At 72.4% G+C, this 18746-nt stretch carries 13 protein-coding genes; 7 read left to right on the top strand and 6 right to left on the bottom strand.

Translation table 11 applies throughout. The features are described 5' to 3' along the window. Positions 1-34: 34 nt before the first annotated feature. The gene (locus ACZ4VA_RS35895; protein ID WP_355780785.1) at positions 35-2653 is read right to left on the bottom strand and encodes a glycosyltransferase family 1 protein; all 2619 of its coding nucleotides are present in this window, start codon (positions 2651-2653) and stop codon (positions 35-37) included. Between the two features lie 336 nt (positions 2654-2989). Here ACZ4VA_RS35895 and ACZ4VA_RS35890 point away from each other — a divergent pair, with 336 nt between their 5' ends. The 5 genes from ACZ4VA_RS35890 to glgB all read left to right on the top strand — a co-directional run bounded on the left by ACZ4VA_RS35890 (position 2990) and on the right by glgB (position 12519). Further along, positions 2990-4192 carry a S8 family peptidase gene (locus ACZ4VA_RS35890; protein ID WP_468084075.1) on the top strand — a complete coding sequence of 401 codons (1203 nt, stop codon included), beginning with the start codon at positions 2990-2992 and terminating at the stop codon, positions 4190-4192. Between the two features lie 222 nt (positions 4193-4414). Further along, positions 4415-6535: an alpha-1,4-glucan--maltose-1-phosphate maltosyltransferase gene (locus tag ACZ4VA_RS35885; RefSeq protein ID WP_389390419.1), complete on the top strand. Its 2121-nt coding sequence runs from the start codon at positions 4415-4417 to the stop codon at positions 6533-6535. After that, the gene (gene treS / locus ACZ4VA_RS35880) at positions 6532-8232 is read left to right on the top strand and encodes a maltose alpha-D-glucosyltransferase (RefSeq protein WP_355789481.1); all 1701 of its coding nucleotides are present in this window, start codon (positions 6532-6534) and stop codon (positions 8230-8232) included. The genes ACZ4VA_RS35885 and treS overlap by 4 nt, the downstream gene beginning before the upstream one ends. A gap of 110 nt (positions 8233-8342) precedes the next feature. Further along, positions 8343-9749, top strand: coding sequence for a maltokinase N-terminal cap-like domain-containing protein (locus tag ACZ4VA_RS35875; RefSeq protein ID WP_356169518.1), 1407 nt, complete (start codon positions 8343-8345; stop codon positions 9747-9749). 49 nt (positions 9750-9798) lie between these two features. After that, positions 9799-12519 (top strand): 1,4-alpha-glucan branching enzyme, encoded by a 2721-nt coding sequence (gene glgB / locus ACZ4VA_RS35870; RefSeq protein ID WP_468084072.1) that lies wholly within the window; start codon positions 9799-9801, stop codon positions 12517-12519. Between the two features lie 67 nt (positions 12520-12586). Here glgB and ACZ4VA_RS35865 read toward each other — a convergent pair whose 3' ends face one another. The 4 genes from ACZ4VA_RS35865 to ACZ4VA_RS35850 all read right to left on the bottom strand — a co-directional run bounded on the left by ACZ4VA_RS35865 (position 12587) and on the right by ACZ4VA_RS35850 (position 16321). Further along, positions 12587-14851 carry a HelD family protein gene (locus ACZ4VA_RS35865; protein ID WP_468084122.1) on the bottom strand — a complete coding sequence of 755 codons (2265 nt, stop codon included), beginning with the start codon at positions 14849-14851 and terminating at the stop codon, positions 12587-12589. Positions 14852-14998: 147 nt separating this feature from the next. Then, positions 14999-15331, bottom strand: coding sequence for a thioredoxin family protein (locus ACZ4VA_RS35860; RefSeq protein ID WP_355782541.1), 333 nt, complete (start codon positions 15329-15331; stop codon positions 14999-15001). Continuing rightward, positions 15328-15756 carry a MerR family transcriptional regulator gene (locus tag ACZ4VA_RS35855; protein WP_355782560.1) on the bottom strand — a complete coding sequence of 143 codons (429 nt, stop codon included), beginning with the start codon at positions 15754-15756 and terminating at the stop codon, positions 15328-15330. Before ACZ4VA_RS35855 ends, ACZ4VA_RS35860 begins: the two co-directional genes overlap by 4 nt. Positions 15757-15799: 43 nt before the next feature. Beyond that, positions 15800-16321, bottom strand: a complete 522-nt coding sequence (locus ACZ4VA_RS35850; protein WP_355782544.1) for an Lrp/AsnC family transcriptional regulator — start codon at positions 16319-16321, stop codon at positions 15800-15802. Between the two features lie 95 nt (positions 16322-16416). Between ACZ4VA_RS35850 and ACZ4VA_RS35845 the strand changes: the two genes are divergently transcribed. Beyond that, positions 16417-17349 carry an NAD-dependent epimerase/dehydratase family protein gene (locus tag ACZ4VA_RS35845; protein WP_468084069.1) on the top strand — a complete coding sequence of 311 codons (933 nt, stop codon included), beginning with the start codon at positions 16417-16419 and terminating at the stop codon, positions 17347-17349. A gap of 217 nt (positions 17350-17566) precedes the next feature. Here ACZ4VA_RS35845 and ACZ4VA_RS35840 read toward each other — a convergent pair whose 3' ends face one another. Beyond that, entirely contained in the window at positions 17567-18196 is a 630-nt protein-coding gene (locus tag ACZ4VA_RS35840; RefSeq protein WP_468084120.1) for a maleylpyruvate isomerase family mycothiol-dependent enzyme, read from the bottom strand. A 102-nt stretch (positions 18197-18298) separates the two neighbouring features. On the opposite strand from ACZ4VA_RS35840, the gene ACZ4VA_RS35835 reads away from it, so the two are divergent. Next, the gene (locus ACZ4VA_RS35835; RefSeq protein WP_468084067.1) at positions 18299-18739 is read left to right on the top strand and encodes a MarR family winged helix-turn-helix transcriptional regulator; all 441 of its coding nucleotides are present in this window, start codon (positions 18299-18301) and stop codon (positions 18737-18739) included. Positions 18740-18746: the final 7 nt, after the last annotated feature.

Genomic DNA, 18746 nt, shown 5'->3' with positions numbered 1-18746 from the left:
CCCGGCCCCGCCGCTCGGGCGGGGCCGGACGCCCTCACCGCATCAGCACGCCCGCCCCCTCGCCGGCCTCCTCCGACGGGACGGTCACCAGGCCCAGTTCCGCGCTCGACGCCAGCAGCCGGTGCGCGGGCAGGATGCGGACCGTGTAGCCGAAGGGACCGGTGCGGTCCAGGGACAGCGGGCCCTCGTAGACCCAGCGGCCCTCCATGTCCGGGCCGCCGGCCGGCTTGAGGGGCACCGTCACCGCGTCCGCGATGCGGTCCTGCGCGTCCACCCGCCCGGCGACCGCCTGCACCTCGACGTCGTCGGGGCCGAGGTCGGCGAGGTCCACGCGGACCCTCAGGTCGAGCGTCGTGCCGAGTTCGGCGGTGGTCGTCGCCGCCGACGCCTCCACGTGGTCGACGGTGACCCGCGGCCAGGCCGCCCGCACCCGGGACTTCCACCCGGCCAGCTCGCGGGCGGACTCCGGGGTCACGGCGCGGTGGGCGCGGGCCGCGGGCGTGTAGAGGCGCTCCACGTACTCCCGGACCATCCGGCCCGCCAGCACCTTGGGACCCAGGTGCGTCAGGGTCTGGCGGACCATCTCGATCCAGCGGTCGGGCAGACCGCCCTCCCCCCGTTCGTAGAAGCGCGGGGCGACGCGGCGTTCGAGGAGGTCGTAGAGGGCCGAGGCCTCCAGTTCGTCGCGGCGGTCGTCGTCCGTCGCCGTGCCGTCCGCCGTCGGGATCGCCCAGCCGAAGTCCGGCTGGAACCACTCGTCCCACCAGCCGTCCAGGACGGACAGGTTGAGGCAGCCGTTCAGCGCGGCCTTCATGCCGCTCGTCCCGCAGGCCTCCAGCGGGCGCAGCGGGTTGTTCAGCCAGATGTCGCAGCCCGGGTAGAGCTTCTGCGCCATCGCCATGCCGTAGTCGGGCAGGAAGACGATGCGGTGGCGCACCCGGGGGTCGTCGGCGAAGCGGACGAGTTCCTGGATCAGGCGCTTGCCGCCGTCGTCGGCGGGGTGCGCCTTGCCGGCGACGACGATCTGGACCGGGCGCTCGGGGTGCAGCAGCAGGTCCATCAGCCGGTCCCGGTCGCGCAGCATCAGCGTCAGCCGCTTGTAGGAGGGGACGCGGCGGGCGAACCCTATCGTCAGGACGTCGGGGTCCAGGACGCCGTCGATCCACCCCAGTTCGGCCGTGCCCGCGCCGCGCCGGCGCCAGGAGGCGTACAGGCGTTGCCGTACCTCGGTGACGAGTTGTTCCCGCAGGACGCGCCGCAGGTCCCAGATCTCCTGGTCGGGGATCTCGCCCACCGCGTCCCAGCGGTCCGAGCCGCCGACGGTGAGCGCGTCCTCGGTGCGCCGGCCGCCGATCTGCCGGGCGCCGAGGCGGAACACCTCGGGGGCGACCCAGGTCGGCGCGTGCACCCCGTTGGTCACCGAGGTGATCGGGACCTCCTCCGGGTCGAAGCCCGGCCACAGGCCCGAGAACATCTCCCGGCTGACCTGCCCGTGCAGCAGGGACACGCCGTTGGCGCGCTGGCCGAGCCGCAGCCCCATCACGGCCATGTTGAAGAGGTTCGGCTCGCCGCCCGGGTAGGTCTCCATGCCCAGGCGCAGGATGCGCTCCACGTCGATCCGGGGCAGTTCGGCGTCGGGGCCGAAGTGGCGGGCCACCAGCTCCCGGTCGAAGCGGTCGATGCCGGCCGGGACCGGGGTGTGGGTGGTGAACACGGTGCCCGCGCGGACGGCTTCGAGGCCGGAGTCGAAGTCGAGCCCGGTGTCGCACAGTTCGGCGATGCGCTCCAGGCCGAGGAAGCCTGCGTGTCCCTCGTTGGTGTGGAAGACCTCGGGCTGGGCGTGACCGGTGAGCCGGCAGTACGTGCGGACCGCGCGCACCCCTCCTATGCCCAGCAGCATCTCCTGGAGCAGCCGGTGCTCGCTGCCGCCGCCGTAGAGCCGGTCGGTCACCCCGCGTTCGCCGGGGGCGTTCTCCTCGACGTCCGAGTCCAGCATGAGGAGCGGGACGCGGCCGACCTGGGCCAGCCAGACGCGGGCGCGCAGCCGGCTGCCGCCGGGCAGTGCCAGGGACACCTGGGCGGGGGTGCCGTCGGCCTCGCGCAGCAGCACCAGCGGGAGCTCGTTCGGGTCGAGGACGGGGTAGTGCTCCTGCTGCCAGCCGTCGCGCGAGAGGGACTGGCGGAAGTAGCCGTGCCGGTAGAGCAGGCCGACGCCGATGAGCGGGACGCCGAGGTCGCTGGCGGCCTTGAGGTGGTCGCCGGCGAGGATGCCGAGGCCGCCGGAGTACTGGGGCAGGGCGGCGGTGACGCCGAACTCGGGCGAGAAGTAGGCGATGGCGGCGGGCAGTTCGGCCGACTGGGTCTGGTACCAGCGCTCGCCGGTCACGTATTCGCGCAGGTCGTCGGAGGCGGCGGCCAGTCTGCGCAGGAAGCGCCGGTCCTCGGCGAGCTCGGCGAGGCGCGCGGTCGGCACGCTGCCCAGCAGCCGTACGGGGTCGCCGCCGGACGCGGTCCAGCGCTCGGGGTCCACGGACTGGAAGAGATCACGGGTCTCCGCATGCCATGACCACCGCAGATTGCGTGCGAGGTCGACGAGCGGGTGAAGGGCTTCGGGGAGTACGGGTCGAACGGTGAACCTGCGGATTGCCTTCACGAATTCCACCTTCACGGAGGACGTACGCGGCAGAGGGACGCACGTCGCTGTGCGCCCTTCGTCACCCACGACGGTAACGGGACGAGCGCCCTCGCAACCACGGCGCACGGCGGGACACGCGGCGGGTCTCCCGCGCCTGCCTGCCGACTTCGGCGTGAATTCGCCGCAACCTTCCCACCGGGCCGTCGTGCGCTCCATGGCCGGTTCCGCCCGCCTGTGCGCCCTTGTGGCGCTTCGCGCCCCACGAGAGGCTGCTCTCCGACGCACCGGCCCGGACCCGGCCCGACGGGGTGAACCGCGGCCCCCGTGCGCCGAGTCAGGGAGGGGAACCCGGACATGCCACAGACGCGCACCAGACGCCCGTACCGGGCGGGGGGCCTCGTCGCGGTCGTCATCGCGGCGGTGCTTTCGGCCACCGCGCCGCCCGCGCACGCCGCTCCCGAGGGACGGACAGCCGGGGCCGGGGGGCCCGGCGCGGTGGACGGGAGCTATCTCGTGACCCTCGAAGGGGGCACCGCGGCGTCCTCGGCGGCCGGGAGGGACGTCGCCGAGACGTATGGGGCGAAAATCAGCCACACCTACCGCGCTGCTCTCAATGGGTACGCGGTGCGGGCCGACCCGGCCCGGGCACGCCGGCTCGCGGCGGACCCCCGTGTCGTCTCGGTCGTCCAGGACACCGCGGTGCGCCTCGACCACCGGCAGCGGAACCCGCCCTCCTGGGGCCTGGACCGGATCGACCAGCCGGCCCGGCCGCTGGACCACCGCTACGCCTCACCGGATTCCGGGGGCGCCGGCGTCACCGTCTACGTCATCGACACCGGCATCCGCGTCACCCACCGGGACTTCGGCGGCCGGGCGGGCGACGGCTGGGACTTCGTCGACGGCGACCGCACCGCCGGGGACGGCAACGGGCACGGCACGCACGTCGCCGGCACCATAGCCGGGAGGACGTACGGCGTCGCCAAGAAGGCCCGCGTCGTCGCGGTGCGGGTCTTGGACGACGCGGGCGCCGGCACCACCGCCCAGGTCATCGCGGGCATCGACTGGGTGACCAGCCACGCCAGGAAACCGGCGGTCGCCAACCTGAGCCTCGGCGGCCCGGCGAACGCGCAACTGGACACGGCCGTACGCAATTCGATCGCCTCGGGCGTCACGTACGCCGTCGCGGCGGGCAACGACGGACTTTCGGCCAGTCTCTACTCGCCCGCCCGGGTCGGGGAGGCGCTCACCGTCGGAGCGACCGGCCGGAACGACGCCCGCGCCGGGTTCTCCAACTTCGGTCCCCGGGTCGACCTGTTCGCCCCGGGCGTGTCGATCACCTCGGCGTCGCACACCGGCGACACCGCCGAGGCCACCCTCTCCGGCACGTCGATGGCGACTCCGCACGTCACAGGGGCCGCGGCGCTCTATCTCGCCGGTCACCCGGGGGCCTCGCCGGCCCGGGTGGGCAAGGCGCTCGTCGAGCGGGCCAGCCGCGGGAAGGTCACCGGCGAGGGGCCCGGCTCGCCGGACCGGCTGCTGCGGACGAGCCGTCCGTAGCGGCGCGCATGGGAGCGCACCCCGGCCGGCCCGCCGGGGTCCGGCCGGCCGCGGCAACTTCCGGACGAGGCCGGTCTTGTGTGCAGATTTACGGGTGAGTAGTTAACAAAGCGCCGGATTGCTCACCCGAATAGGGTGGGAAGGCTCCTCCGGTACGCCCCGCAGGACCCACCTCCCCACACTCTCATCCGCCCACCCACGTTGACGCGGACAGGAGCGGTCATGCCCGCCAAGCACCACACGTCGCCACCCCCGACGCAGCACACCGTCACACCCTCCATGAGCAGGGTCGATTCAGGTCCCCCAGGTCCCCCCACCGCGGCGAAACCCTCCGCGGAGGTCACGGCGGGGGTCGGACGCATCCCTGTCCTGGACGTCCGGCCACGCGTCCTGGAAGGACGACGCCCCGCGAAGGCGGTGGTGCGCGAGTCGTTCGAGATATCGGCCACGGTCTTCCGCGAGGGCCACGACGCGGTCGCCGCCAACGTCGTCCTCAAGGACGCCGAGGGCCGCGAGGGGCCCTGGACCCCGATGCGTGAACTCGCCCCCGGCACCGACCGCTGGGGCGCCACCGTCTCCGTGCCGACGGAGGGCCACTGGACCTACGCCGTCGAGGCGTGGAGCGATCCGGTCGCCACCTGGCGCCACCACGCGGGCATCAAGATCCCCGCGGGAATGGACACCGAGCTGGTCCTGGAGGAGGGGGCCCGCCTGTACGAACGGGCGGCCGCCGGCCTGCCGGACGGCGGCGCACGGGACGTCGTCCTCGCCGCCGTGGCCGCGCTGCGCGACGGAGAGCGCCCCGCCGCGTCCCGGCTCGCCGCCGCGCTCACCCCCGAGGTGGACGAGGTCCTCGCCCGCCGTCCGCTGCGGGAACTCGTCACCTCCTCGGCGCCGCTGCCCCTCGTCGTGGAGCGCGAACGGGCGCTGTACGGCGCCTGGTACGAGTTCTTCCCGCGCTCCGAGGGCGCCGTGGTCCGGCCGGGCGAGCCGCCGGTCAGCGGGACGTTCCGCACGGCCGCCGAGCGGCTGCCCGCGATCGCGGAGATGGGCTTCGACGTCGTCTACCTCCCGCCGATCCACCCCATCGGCACCACCTTCCGCAAGGGCCCCGACAACACGCTGTCCGCGGGTCCGGACGACGTGGGCGTGCCGTGGGCGATCGGCTCACCGGAGGGCGGCCACGACGCCGTCCACCCGGACCTGGGCACGATCGAGGACTTCGACGCCTTCGTACGGCGGGCCTCGGGCCTCGGCCTGGAGGTGGCCCTGGACTTCGCGCTCCAGTGCTCCCCCGACCACCCGTGGGTCGAGAAGCACCCCGAGTGGTTCCACCACCGCCCCGACGGGACCATCGCCTACGCGGAGAACCCGCCGAAGAAGTACCAGGACATCTACCCGATCGCCTTCGACCGGGACATGCCGGGCCTGGTCGAGGAGACCGTGCGCGTCCTGCGGCACTGGATGGACCACGGCGTGCGGATCTTCCGGGTGGACAACCCGCACACCAAGCCGGTGGTGTTCTGGGAGCAGGTCATCGCGGACGTCAACCGCGCCGACCCCGACGTGATCTTCCTGGCCGAGGCGTTCACCCGGCCCGCGATGATGCACACCCTCGGGGCGATCGGCTTCCAGCAGTCGTACACCTACTTCACCTGGCGCAACACGAAGGAGGAGCTGACGGAGTACCTGACCGAGCTGTCGGGCGAGGCCGCCGCCTACATGCGGCCGAACTTCTTCGTGAACACCCCTGACATCCTGCACGAGTTCCTCCAGCGGGGCGGCCGTCCGGCGTTCGAGCTGCGGGCGGTGCTGGCTGCGACGCTCTCCCCGACGTGGGGCGTCTACAGCGGGTTCGAGCTCTGCGAGAACGTGCCCCTGCGGGAGGGCAGCGAGGAGTACCTGCACTCCGAGAAGTACGAACTGCGCCCCCGCGACTGGGCGGCGGCGGAGCGCGAGGGCCGCAGCATCGCGCCTCTCCTCGCGTCCCTCAACGCGGTACGGCGCCGCAGCCCGGCCCTGCGGCAGCTGCGTGACCTGCACTTCCACTCCACGGACAAGGAAGCCGTGATCGCCTACTCCAAGCGCAGCGGTTCGAACACGGTTCTGGTGGTGGCGAACCTGGACCCTCACCACACCCAGGAGGCCACGGTCTCGTTGGACATGCCGCAACTCGGCCTGGACTGGCACGAGTCCGTGCCGGTGCGCGACGAGCTCACCGGTGAGACCTACAACTGGGGCAGGGCCAACTATGTGCGTCTCGAGCCGGGTCACAGGCCGGCGCACATCCTCACCGTCCTGCGACCGTCCTCACCGCAGATCGGAGGGTCACCCGCCATATGATCGTCAACGAGCCCGTCCCGGACACCTTCGAGGACACCCCCGCCAAGGACCGCGACCCGGAATGGTTCAAACGAGCCGTCTTCTACGAGGTCCTCGTCCGCTCCTTCCAGGACAGCAACGGCGACGGCGTAGGTGACCTCAAGGGCCTCACGGCCAAACTCGACTACCTCCAGTGGCTCGGCGTCGACTGCCTCTGGCTGCCGCCCTTCTTCAAGTCACCGCTGCGCGACGGCGGTTACGACGTCAGCGACTACACCGCCGTGCTGCCCGAGTTCGGCGACCTCGCCGACTTCGTGGAGTTCGTCGACGCCGCCCACCAGCGCGGCATGCGCGTCATCATCGACTTCGTCATGAACCACACCAGCGACCAGCACCCGTGGTTCCAGGAGTCCCGCAACAACCCCGACGGCCCCTACGGCGACTACTACGTCTGGGCCGACGACGACAAGCAGTACCAGGACGCCCGCATCATCTTCGTCGACACCGAAGCATCCAACTGGACCTTCGACCCCGTCCGCAAGCAGTACTTCTGGCACCGCTTCTTCTCCCACCAGCCCGACCTCAACTACGAGAACCCGGCCGTGCAGGAGGAGATCATCTCCGCGCTGCGGTTCTGGCTGGACCTCGGCATCGACGGGTTCCGGCTGGACGCGGTGCCGTACCTGTACCAGGTCGAGGGAACCAACTGCGAAAACCTTCCGGCAACCCACGAGTTCCTCAAGCGGGTCCGCAAGGAGATCGACACGCAGTACCCGGACACGGTGCTGCTGGCGGAGGCGAACCAGTGGCCGGAGGACGTCGTCGACTACTTCGGCGACTTCCCCTCGGGCGGCGACGAGTGCCACATGGCGTTCCACTTCCCGGTGATGCCGCGCATCTTCATGGCGGTGCGCCGGGAGTCGCGCTACCCGGTGTCGGAGATCCTGGCCAAGACGCCGGCGATCCCGTCCGGCTGCCAGTGGGGCATCTTCCTGCGCAACCACGACGAGCTGACCCTGGAGATGGTCACCGACGAGGAACGCGACTACATGTACGCGGAGTACGCCAAGGACCCGCGCATGCGCGCCAACATCGGCATCCGGCGGCGGCTGGCCACGCTGCTGGACAACGACCGCAACCAGATCGAGCTGTTCACCGCGCTGCTGCTGTCCCTGCCCGGCTCGCCGATCCTGTACTACGGCGACGAGATCGGCATGGGCGACAACATCTGGCTCGGTGACCGCGACGCCGTCCGCACGCCGATGCAGTGGACCCCGGACCGCAACGCGGGCTTCTCGTCGTGCGACCCGGGCCGGCTCTTCCTGCCGACGATCATGGACCCGGTCTACGGCTACCAGGTCACCAACGTCGAAGCGTCCATGAGCAGCCCCTCCAGCCTGCTCCACTGGACCCGGCGCATGATCGAGATCCGCAAGCAGAACCTGGCGTTCGGCCTCGGCTCGTACACCGAACTGCCCTCCACCAACCCGGCCGTCATCGCGTTCCTGCGCGAGTACAAGGACGACCTCGTGCTGTGCGTGCACAACTTCTCCCGCTTCGCGCAGCCCACGGAGCTGGACCTGAGCGCGTTCAGCGGTCGGCATCCGGTCGAGCTGATCGGCGGGGTGCGCTTTCCGGCCATCGGCGAGCTGCCGTACTTGCTGACGCTCGCCGGTCACGGCTTCTACTGGTTCCGGCTCCGCAAGGACGCCGCGTAGAAGCGGGGCAGAAGCCGCGCAGAACCCGGTCGGGTCGGTTTCCACCGGCCCGACCGGGGCACGCATCAGTAACACCCCGCCCCGACCTCCCGGGGAAAGGACGCGACGCCATGTCGGAAGCCGCAACCCACCCAGTCACGGCCCCGGTCGCCCGCCCTGATCTGCTCGCGTCCCTCGATCCACTGCTGCGAGAATGGCTGCCGCGGCAGCGCTGGTTCGCGGGCAAAGGGCGTCCGGTGACCGGCTTCACCCTGGTGGCAGCCACCGAGCTGCTGCCGCCCGGCTCCACGACGGGCCTGTTCCACCTCCTCGTACGCGCACACCAGCCGCTCACCCCGGCACCGGGCGCCCTCGCCCACCCCGGGGACTGCTACCAGCTGCTGATAGGCGTGCGCGAGGCGCTGCCGCCCCGGCTGGCGCCCGCGCTGATCGGCCATCTCGACGAGGGCCCGCTGGCCGGACGGACCGCCTACGAGGCCCTGTACGACCCACGCTCCGCCGACGTGCTGCTCGAAGCGCTGCGGACGCAGGCCCGCATCGGGGACCTGCGGTTCGAGCGCGACCGGCGCCAGGACATCCGGGAGGACCTGGTTCCGCGGGTGGTGACGGCGGAGCAGTCCAACTCCTCCATCGTCTATGGAGATACGTTCATCCTGAAGCTGTTGCGCCGGATCGTGCCCGGGGTCAACCCCGATCTGGAGCTGCCGCTGGTGCTGGCCCGCGAGGGCTGCCCGCGGGTGCCCGCCCCCACGGCGTGGGTGCTCGCGGACCTGGCCGACGAGACGTACGTCCTCGGTGTCATGCAGCCCTTCGTGCAGGGTGCCGCCGACGGCTGGGAGCTCGCGCTGCGCGAGCTGGCCAAGGGCGAGGACTTCAGCGCCGAGGCCCGGGCGCTCGGCCGCGCCACGGCCGAGGTGCACACCGCGCTCGCCCGCGCGCTGCCCACGGTCACCGTCGGCCCGCCCCAGCTGCAACTGATCGTCGACGGCATGACCGAGCGGCTGGAGGCCGCCGCGCAGGCGGTGCCCGCCCTGCGGCCGTACGCCCCCGGGCTGCGCTCCGCCTTCCAGGCCCTGTCCGACCTGGCGGGCGAGGGTCACACCTGGACCGCCCAGCGCATCCACGGCGACCTGCACCTCGGGCAGTGCCTGCGCTCCGCGTCCGGCGAGTGGTCGCTGATCGACTTCGAGGGCGAACCGTCGAAGCCGCTCGCGGAACGCCGGATGCCGCAGCCTGCCGTGCGGGACATCGCGGGGATGCTGCGCTCCTTCGACTACGCGGCGCACTCGGCCGAGTCCCGGGCGGCGGGCTGGGCCGACGCCTGCCGGGCGGCGTACTGCAGCGGGTACGCGGAGGTCACCGGGCGCGACCCGCGCACCGATCCGGTCCTGTTGCGCGCCTACGAGACGGACAAGGCGATATACGAAGTGCTGTACGAGGCCCGGCACCGGCCCGACTGGCTGCCGGTGCCGATGGCCGCGGTGCGCCGGCTCGCCGCGGACGACGGCTCGCCGTGACCCGCGCCCCGAACCGCCCCACCTCACCCCTGCCGAGGAGGCCCTGCCCGTGACCCCCCGTCCCCCGTCCGAGGACAGTCCGAAGAAGACCGGCGCGAACGCGAGGAAGCCGGCCGCCGCCGAGAAGGCGGCCGACGGCAAGAGGACGGCCGCCGCGAAGAAGGCGGCCGGGAAGAAGACCACGGCGGCCCCGAAACGCTCCGCCGAGGAGAAGGCGGCCGTCAAGAAGGCCGCCGAGGGCGCACCGGCGGCGAAGAAGGCGACGGGGAAGAAGGCCGCCGCCAGGAAGTCGGCGGTCGTGAAGGCCGCGGCGACGAAGACCACGGCCGCCGGGACCACGGCCGCGCGGACACCGGCCGGGAAGACGGCCGCGAAGAAGACCGCGGACAAGAAGGTGCCCGCCCAGAAACGGGCCGGCGGTACGGGCGCCGGGCGGCGGAGCGATCAGGCGGGCGTCTCGGTCACCGCGCCCCGGACACCCGAGCCCGCGTCCGCCCAGGGGCCCGAGCCCACCAGTGCCCAGGTGCCCGCGCCCGCGCCCGCTCAGGTGCCCGCGCCCGCCGGGCCGCCGGAGCCGCCCGCCTTCGCCGGTGTCGAGCCGGACGACCGGGAGCGGCTGCTGAACGGCACGCACCACGACCCGCACGGGGTGCTCGGCGCGCACGTCGTGCCCGGCGGCGTGGCCTTCCGCGCGCTGCGCCCGTACGCCCTGGCGGTGTCCGTCGTCGTCGGCGAGACGCGGGCCGAGCTGCGGGACGACGGCGACGGCTTCTTCTCGGGAGTGCTGCCGCTGCGAGAGGTCCCCTCTCAACACCGGCTGGTCGTCACCTACGAGTCGGTGGTGCAGGAGACGGAGGACGCGTACGGGTTCCTGCCCGCGATCGGCGACTTCGACCTGCACCTGCTCGGCGAGGGCCGGCACGAGCAGCTCTGGAAGGCGCTCGGCGCGCAGCCGATGGTGCACCAGGGAGTGACCGGCACCCGGTTCACGGTGTGGGCGCCGAACGCGCGCGGCGTGCGCGTGGCCGGCACCTTCAACTACTGGGACGCCACCGGGTATCCGATGCGCTCGCTCGGCTCGTCCGGGGTGTGGGAGCTGTTCGTGCCCGCGATCGGCGAGGGCGAGCTGTACAAGTTCGAGATCACCAGGGCCGACGGTTCGAAGACCCTGCGGGCCGACCCGATGGCCCGGCGCACCGAGGTGCCGCCCAGCACCTCCTCGATCATCGAGGCCTCGCACCACGAGTGGCGGGACGAGGAGTGGATGTCCGCGCGTGCGCGGCGGCCCGCGCACGAGGCGCCCTTCTCGGTGTACGAGGTCCACCTGCCGTCCTGGCGGCCCGGTCTGACGTATCGTCAGCTCGCCGAGCAGCTGCCCGCGTACGTGGCAGACCTGGGCTTCACGCACGTCGAGTTGATGCCGGTGGCGGAGCACCCGTTCGGCGGCTCGTGGGGATACCAGGTCACCGGGTTCTACGCGCCGACGGCCCGGCTCGGCACTCCGGACGACTTCAAGTACCTGGTCGACGCCCTGCACCGGGCCGGGATCGGCGTGCTCATGGACTGGGTGCCCGCGCACTTCCCGCGCGACGACTGGGCACTGGCCGAGTTCGACGGGCGTCCGCTGTACGAGCACGCGGACCCGCTGCGGGCGGCCCATCCGGACTGGGGCACGCTGGAGTTCGACTACGGGCGCCGCGAGGTGCGGAACTTCCTGGTCGCCAACGCCGTGTACTGGTGCGAGGAGTTCCACATCGACGGCCTGCGCGTGGACGCCGTCGCCTCCATGCTTTACCTCGACTACTCGCGTGAACCCGGCCAGTGGACGCCGAACGAGCACGGCGGCCGGGAGAACCTGGACGCGGTGGCCTTCCTCCAGGAGATGAACGCCACCGTGTACCGGCGGAATCCGGGCGTGGTCACCATCGCCGAGGAGTCGACCGCCTGGGACGGCGTCACCCGCGCCACCCACCACACCGGGCCCGGCGGATTCGGCGGCCTGGGCTTCGGGCTGAAGTGGAACATGGGCTGGATGCACGACTCGCTCGGCTACGCGCAGCACGAGCCGGTCCACCGCCGGTACCACCACGACGAGATGACCTTCTCGATGGTGTACGCCTACAGCGAGAACTACGTGCTGCCGATCTCCCACGACGAGGTCGTGCACGGCAAGCGGTCGCTGGTGTCGAAGATGCCGGGCGACTGGTGGCAGCAGCGGGCCACCACCCGCGCCTACCTCGGCTTCATGTGGGCCCACCCCGGCAAGCAACTCCTCTTCATGGGCCAGGAGTTCGCGCAGGGCGCCGAATGGTCCGAGGCGCACGGACCCGACTGGTGGCTGCTCGACCCGGCGTACGGCGCGGAGGCCGACCACCGCGGCGTCCGCGACCTGGTCCGCGATCTCAACACCGTCTACCAGGGCGAACCCGCCCTGTGGGAGCGGGACACCGACCCCTCCGGGTTCGCGTGGATCGCCGGGGACGCAGCGGAGGACAACGTCTTCGCCTTCCTGCGGTACGACGCGGACGGCTCCCCGCTGCTCGCCGTCTCCCACTTCGCGCCGGTGGTCCGGCACGACTACCGGCTCGGGGTGCCGGACGACGTGCCCGCCTGGCACGAGGTCCTCAACACCGACCTCGGCCGGTACGGCGGCAGCGACGTCACCAACCCGCACCCGGTGAAGCCGGAGCCGCAGGGCGCCCACGGCCGTCCGGCGAGCATCCGGCTGACCCTGCCGCCCCTGTCGACGGTGTGGCTGCGCCCGGCCTGATCCGCGACCCGCTCACCGGCGCCGGACGGGCTGAATCCTCCCCCGGACGGATTCAGCCCCTCCGGCGTCAGGCCGTCTTCAGGGCCTCGGGCACGTCCCCGGTGTGCAGCACGCCCAGTACCTGGGTGGCGCGGGTCAGGGCGACGTACAGATCGCTCGTCCCGTACCGCCCCGGCTCGACCACCAGGACGGAGTCGAACTCCAGCCCCTTGGCCTGCCGGGGGTCGAGCAGCACGACGGTGCGGGTCAGGTCCGGCTCCGCGCCGGCGCTCACCCCGTCCAGCCGGGCGGCCAGCGCCCGGTGCAGGTCGCGGGGCGCGATCACGGCGAGCCGTCCCTCGGCGGGGGTGAGTTCGGCGACGGCCTCAGCGACGGCGCCGGGCAGGTCGTCGGTGGCGCGCACCCAGGGCCGTACGCCGGTGGAGCGCACCGAGCTGGGCGGCTCGAAGTCCGGGTTCCCGGCGCGCAGCACGGCCGCCGCGAGGTCCATGATCTCGGACGGGGTGCGATAGTTGACGGCGAGGCGGGTGTGCTCCCAGCGGTCCTCGACGTACGGGGCGAGGATGTCCGACCAGGAGCCGACGCCGCCCGCCTCGGACGTCTGCGCGGGGTCTCCGACCAGCGTCATCGAGCGGGTCGGGCTGCGCCGCATCAGCAGCCGCCAGGCCATCGGGGACAGCTCCTGCGCCTCGTCGACGATGATGTGCCCGAACGCCCAGGTGCGGTCGGCCGCGGCACGTTCGGCGGCGCTGCGGTGGTCGTCCTCCTCGTGCCGCTCGGCGAACCGCTCGGCGTCGATGATGTCGTGCGCGGACAGGATCTCGGAGTCCTCCTCGTCCTTGTCCTCGAACTCGTAGGTCCGGGAGGCGTAGGAGACGTCCAGCACGCCCTGGGCGTAGGCGACCTGCGCGTTGCGCTCCCGCTCGGCGGCGGCCCGCGCCAGCCGGTCGTCCTCGCCGAGGAGTTCGGCCGCCTCGTCCAGGAGGGGGACGTCCGCGACGGTCCACGCACGGGTGACCGGCCGACGGATCGCTGCCGCGTCCTCGTCGGCGACGTACCCCTCCGGGGCCGCCAGGAAGTCGGCGACCAGGCGCTGCGGGGTCAACCGGGGCCACAACTGGTCGATCGCGGACCAGACCTCGGGGTTCTCGGCGAGTTCGTCGCGGATCTGGGTGATGTCGCCGGGGTCGAGCAGGTTGGAGCCGTCGAAGGGGTCGGTGCCGATCCGCTCGGCGAGCATGTCGGTGAGGGTGTTGAGGACGTGGCCCTCGAAGTGCTCGCGCGCCGCGTTGTGGGGCAGCTTCGCCTCGCGGGCACGCTCGCGGGCCACCCGCACGAGGCCCTCGTCGAGCATCAGTATGTCGCGGTCGTGCTCGATGGCGATGACCGGATCGGGCAGCGCCTGCCGGTCTCGTACGACGGCGGCGAGGACGTCGGCCATGTCCGCGCGGCCCTTCACGGCGGCCGCCTCGGGCGTGTCGGTGGCGGTGGCCCGCACGCCGGGGAACAGCTCGCCGACGGTGGCGAGCAGCACGCCCGTCTCGCCGAGCGAGGGCAGCACCTCGCCGATGTAGCCGAGGAAGGCGGGGTTCGGGCCGACGATGAGGACGGCCCGCTTGGCGAGCAGCTCGCGGTGTTCGTAGAGGAGGAACGCGGCCCGGTGCAGCGCGACGGCGGTCTTGCCGGTGCCGGGGCCGCCCTCGACGACCATGACGCCCCGGTGCGGGGCGCGGATGATGCGGTCCTGCTCGGCCTGGATGGTCTGCACGATGTCGCTCATCCGGCCGGTGCGGGCCGAGTTGAGGGCGGCGAGCAGCACGGCGTCGCCCGCCGGGTCCTCGTGGCCGGTGCGCTCCCGCTCGCCGAGGTCGAGCAGTTCGTCGTGCAGGGCGGTGACCCGGCGGCCGTCGGTGGTGATGTGCCGGCGGCGGCGCAGGTCCATCGGCGTGTGGCCGGTGGCGAGGTAGAAGGGGCGGGCGACCGGGGCCCGCCAGTCGATCAGGATCGGGGTGAGCTCGGCGTCGTCGGCGCGGATGCCGATACGGCCGATGTGGTGGCTGACGCCGGTGGTGAGGTCGATGCGGCCGAAGCAGAGGGAGCCGTCCACCGCGTTCAGGGCGGCCAGCAGCCCGGAGCGCTCGGCGACGAGGACGTCCCGTTCCAGCCTGGCCTGCATCGGGGTGTTGCCCTGACCGAGCGCGTCGACGACGGACGCCTCCGTGGCGCCGCGCAGGGTGTCCACGCGGGCGTACAGGGCGTCGATGAATTCCTGCTCGTGCCGCAATTCATCGTCTGGAAATTCGGTGTTTGACAATTCCGCTCCCGGCCGGATATACTGTGCGCAGTGAACCTCATTCGCGACCTCAATTACGAAGTCGCGAATCATTGAATATACGCAGAGAAATCCCCCGAGCGCAATTGCTCGAGGGATTTTTTCGTTCCCGGCACCAGGCGGAGTCGCTCCGGGACCGCTCCGGGTTCAGAGCACGTCGGACAGCTCCTCCAGCAGCCGCCGCTTCGGCCGGGCGCCGACCATGGAGCGCACCGGCTCGCCGCCCCGGAACACCATGAAGGTCGGCATCGACAGCACCCCGTAGGCGAGAGCGGTCTGCGGATTGGTGTCCACGTCGAGCTGGACCACCTTCAGCCGGCCGTCCTCCTCGGCGGCGAGGGCGCTGAGCACCGGGCCCATCTGCCGGCACGGCGGGCACCAGTCGGCGGTGAACTCCACCAGCACCGGCAGCTCCGCCCCGATCACCTCCGCCGCGAAGTCCGCGTCCGTCACCTCGGCCACTCCTGCCGCTCTGATCACTGCGTCCGTCCTCCCAGTTCGCACACCGGTTCCGGGCCGCCCGGAACCTCCGCGTCCGCCGCCAGCTCGTCGCGCGCCCGCTCGGCCCTCGCCAGCTGGGCGCCGACGTGGGCGCGCACCTCCTGCAACTCACCGATCAGCGCGTCGAGTTCGCCGAGCTTGCGGCGGTACACGGCGAGCGAGGCGGGGCAGGAGTCGCCCTCGGGGTGCCCGGCCCGCAGGCACTCCACGAAGGGCCGGGTCTCCTCCAGGTCGAACCCGAAGTCCTGGAGGGTCCTGATCTGCCGCAGCAGCGTCAGGTCGTCCTCGTCGTAGGTCCGGTACCCGTTCTCGCCCCGCCGCGCGGGCAGCAGCCCCCGCGTCTCGTAGTAGCGCAGGGTCCGCGTGGTCGTCCCGGCCCGCGCCGCCAGCTCGCCGATTCGCATGTCCACGACGGTAGACCTTGACGCCGACGTCAGGGCAAGCGGTTCACCGCGGCGGGGGCGGGAGCAGCGGTTTCCGTTCCACCGGGGAGGACAGGACGATCGACGTCGTGGTCCGGCCGAGGGCGGAGGTCTGGGCCAGGACGTCCTCCAGGTGGACGGTGTCCCGTACCGCCACCTTGAGGATCCAGCAGTCCTCGCCGACGACGTGGTGGACCTCGACGACCTCGGGCCGGGCGAGGAGTTCGCGGGTCCTCGGGTGCCCGAGGGTGTAACCGCCGTGCGGGTTCACGCGGACGAAGGCCTGGATGCCGTAGCCGAGGCGGGCGGGGGCGACATGGGCGCCGTACCCGGTGACGGCCCCGGCGGACTCCAGCCGCCGGACGCGCTCGGCGACCGCCGCCGGGCTCAGGCTGACCCGCCGGCCCAGTTCGCTGAGCTTGATCCGGCCGTCGGTCTGCAGCAGTTCGAGGATGCGACGGTCCAGCCCGTCGAAGGCCGCCGACGTTTCGTCGGTGACGCCGCGCTGGGACCGTGGTTCCTTCGGTGCGACGGCCTGATCTCCCATGACTCCCCCTTCAGCGCCGCTGTCCGCGACGGAAGAATTATGACCGCACGGCCGGCGGCCGCCGGGTGCGGACAAAGGGAATTCAGGAGGGCGTCGTGCGTGACGTGTGTGTCATCGGCGGAAACCGCTATTTCGGAAAGCGGCTCATCGCCCGGCTGCTGGCCGCCGGGGACCGCGTCACGGTCGTCAACCGCGGCTCCGCGCCGCCGCCCGACGGCACGGTCCACCTCATCGCCGACCGCCGGGACGAGCGGGCCCTGACGGCCGCGCTCGGTCCGCGCACCTTCGACGTCGTCGTCGACCAGGTCTGCTACTCGCCCCGGCAGGCGGAGGTCGCGCGCCGCGTGTTCACCGGCCGCACCCGGCGGTACGTGATGACCTCCACGGTCGAGGTGTACGAGTACGAGGACTCGCCGACGCCGGTGCGCGAGGGGGCCGTCGACCCGCGGACGGTCGCGGTGGACCTCGGCCTCCCCTGGGACGACCCGGCGTTCCTCGACGCCCACTACGGCGAGGGCAAGCGGCAGGCCGAGGCGGTGTTCGCCCGGGACCCGGACTTCCCCCACGTCAGCGTGCGGGTCGCCCATGTGCTGGGCGGGGACGACGACTTCACGGGTCGGCTCGACCACTACGTCCGGCGGATCGAGGCGGGTGAGCCGATCGCCGTACCGGCGGTGAACCGTCCGGCGACGTACATCCACGTCGAGGAGATCGCCGACTTCCTCATGTGGGTGACCGGCGCGGACTTCACCGGGCCGGTGAACGCCGCCTCCCACGGGACGCTGACCACCGAGGAGTTGTGCCGCGCGGTGGCCGCGCACGTCCCCGGCGGCAGGACCGTGTTCCGGACCGTGGACGCCGGAGAGGTCTCGCCGTTCTCGTTCGCGCGCTCCTACGCGATGGACAACTCCCTTGCCACCGGGCTCGGTTACTCGTTCGGGCAGGCCCGGGAGTGGCTGCCGGGGGCGGTCACGGAGACGGTCGGCGCCACGGCTCGCGGCGCCGTGCCGCTCGGGAAGGGGGACTGATGTACGGCGGCACACCCTCGGCGGTCTTGGTGTGGGGCGGCCTGGCGGGCGCGACGCCGCTGTCCGTCGGGGGCGGTCCAGGCGAGGCGCGCGCCGTGGCCACCGTGCACGCCGCTCCCGACGCGGGCGCCATCCTGCCGGACACCGCCGACTCCTGGCCCCTTGCCCGGCGGGGAACCGGGGCACGACGAGCGGCTCAGGGCCCGACCGTGCCGGATCAGGGGCGGGTCGGCACGGCGCCGGTCAGGCGGGGCAGCGCCGCCGCCGTACGTCCCGTCAGCAGGAGCAGCAGGGCCGAGACCGGGCCGTGGATCTCCTCGCCCGAGCCGCGCGTCCAGTCGGCGTCGGTGGCGACCAGCCGGGCGCGCGGCAGCGGCCACGGGCGCGGCGGGAACCGCATGGTCCACACCCGGTCGGCGGCGTCGCACGCGGCGGCGACGGGCATGACGCGCGCACGGCCGACGGCCAGGGCGATGTCCTGGCCGTGGACGAGGATGTCGAGGAGGGGCTCGCGCCGGGTGGTGCCGGGCGCGAGACGCCGGGAGCCGACGGTGGCACGGATGTCGGCGAGGATCTCCTCGGCCGGCCGCCGCCCGGCGCGCACGGCGGTGTCGTGGATCATCCGGTCCGTGCTCCCCCGGGCGCGGACGAACTCGCGTACCGCCGTGCCGTACGTGATGTGCGGGGCCAGCGCCAGATGCGCGGCGACGTCGCGGACCCGCCAGTCGCCGCACTGGGTGGGCCGGTCCCACTCCTCGGGACGCAGCTCCTGGAGCAGGGCGGCGAGACCGGCCCGTTCGCCGTCGATCACCTGCCACCGCTCCTCGGTGCCGAGGACGACGCCCATGGGAATCACCGCCTACTCGAAATGGTAAGCTTCTCTGACCAAATTAGTCAGAGAGACTGACCGAAGTCAAGGAGCGGGACGGCTCACGATGGAGTGGCGATCATGGTGACGGAGAGCGAGCTCAACACCGGGCTGCTCCTGTTCATCCCGTACCGGGCACTGGAGAACCGCGTGTTCGCCGCGCTGGCCGAGTCGGGCTTCGACGATTTCACCCCGGCCCAGGCCCGCGTCATGCAGCGCATCGGCCCGGACGGCACCCGGCTGACCGACCTGGCCGAGCAGGCCCAGGTGACCAAGCAGACGGCCGGCTTCCTGGTCGACCAGCTGGAGCGGGCGGGGTACGTGCGGCGGGTGCCGGACCCGACCGACCGGCGGGCCCGGCTGGTGTGCGTCGCCGAGCGCGGGCTCGCGGCCGTTCCCGTCGCCGCCGCCGCGGTGGCCGAGGTGGAGGCGGAGTGGGCCGCGCACCTCGGCAGGCGTCGGATGACCCAACTGCGGGAAGCGCTGACGATGCTCCGGGAGATCACCGACCCCTACGCGTGAGACACGG

This window comes from Streptomyces sp. NPDC028308, from assembly GCF_055565855.1.
This window is presented reverse-complemented; position numbering and strand designations above follow the sequence as displayed.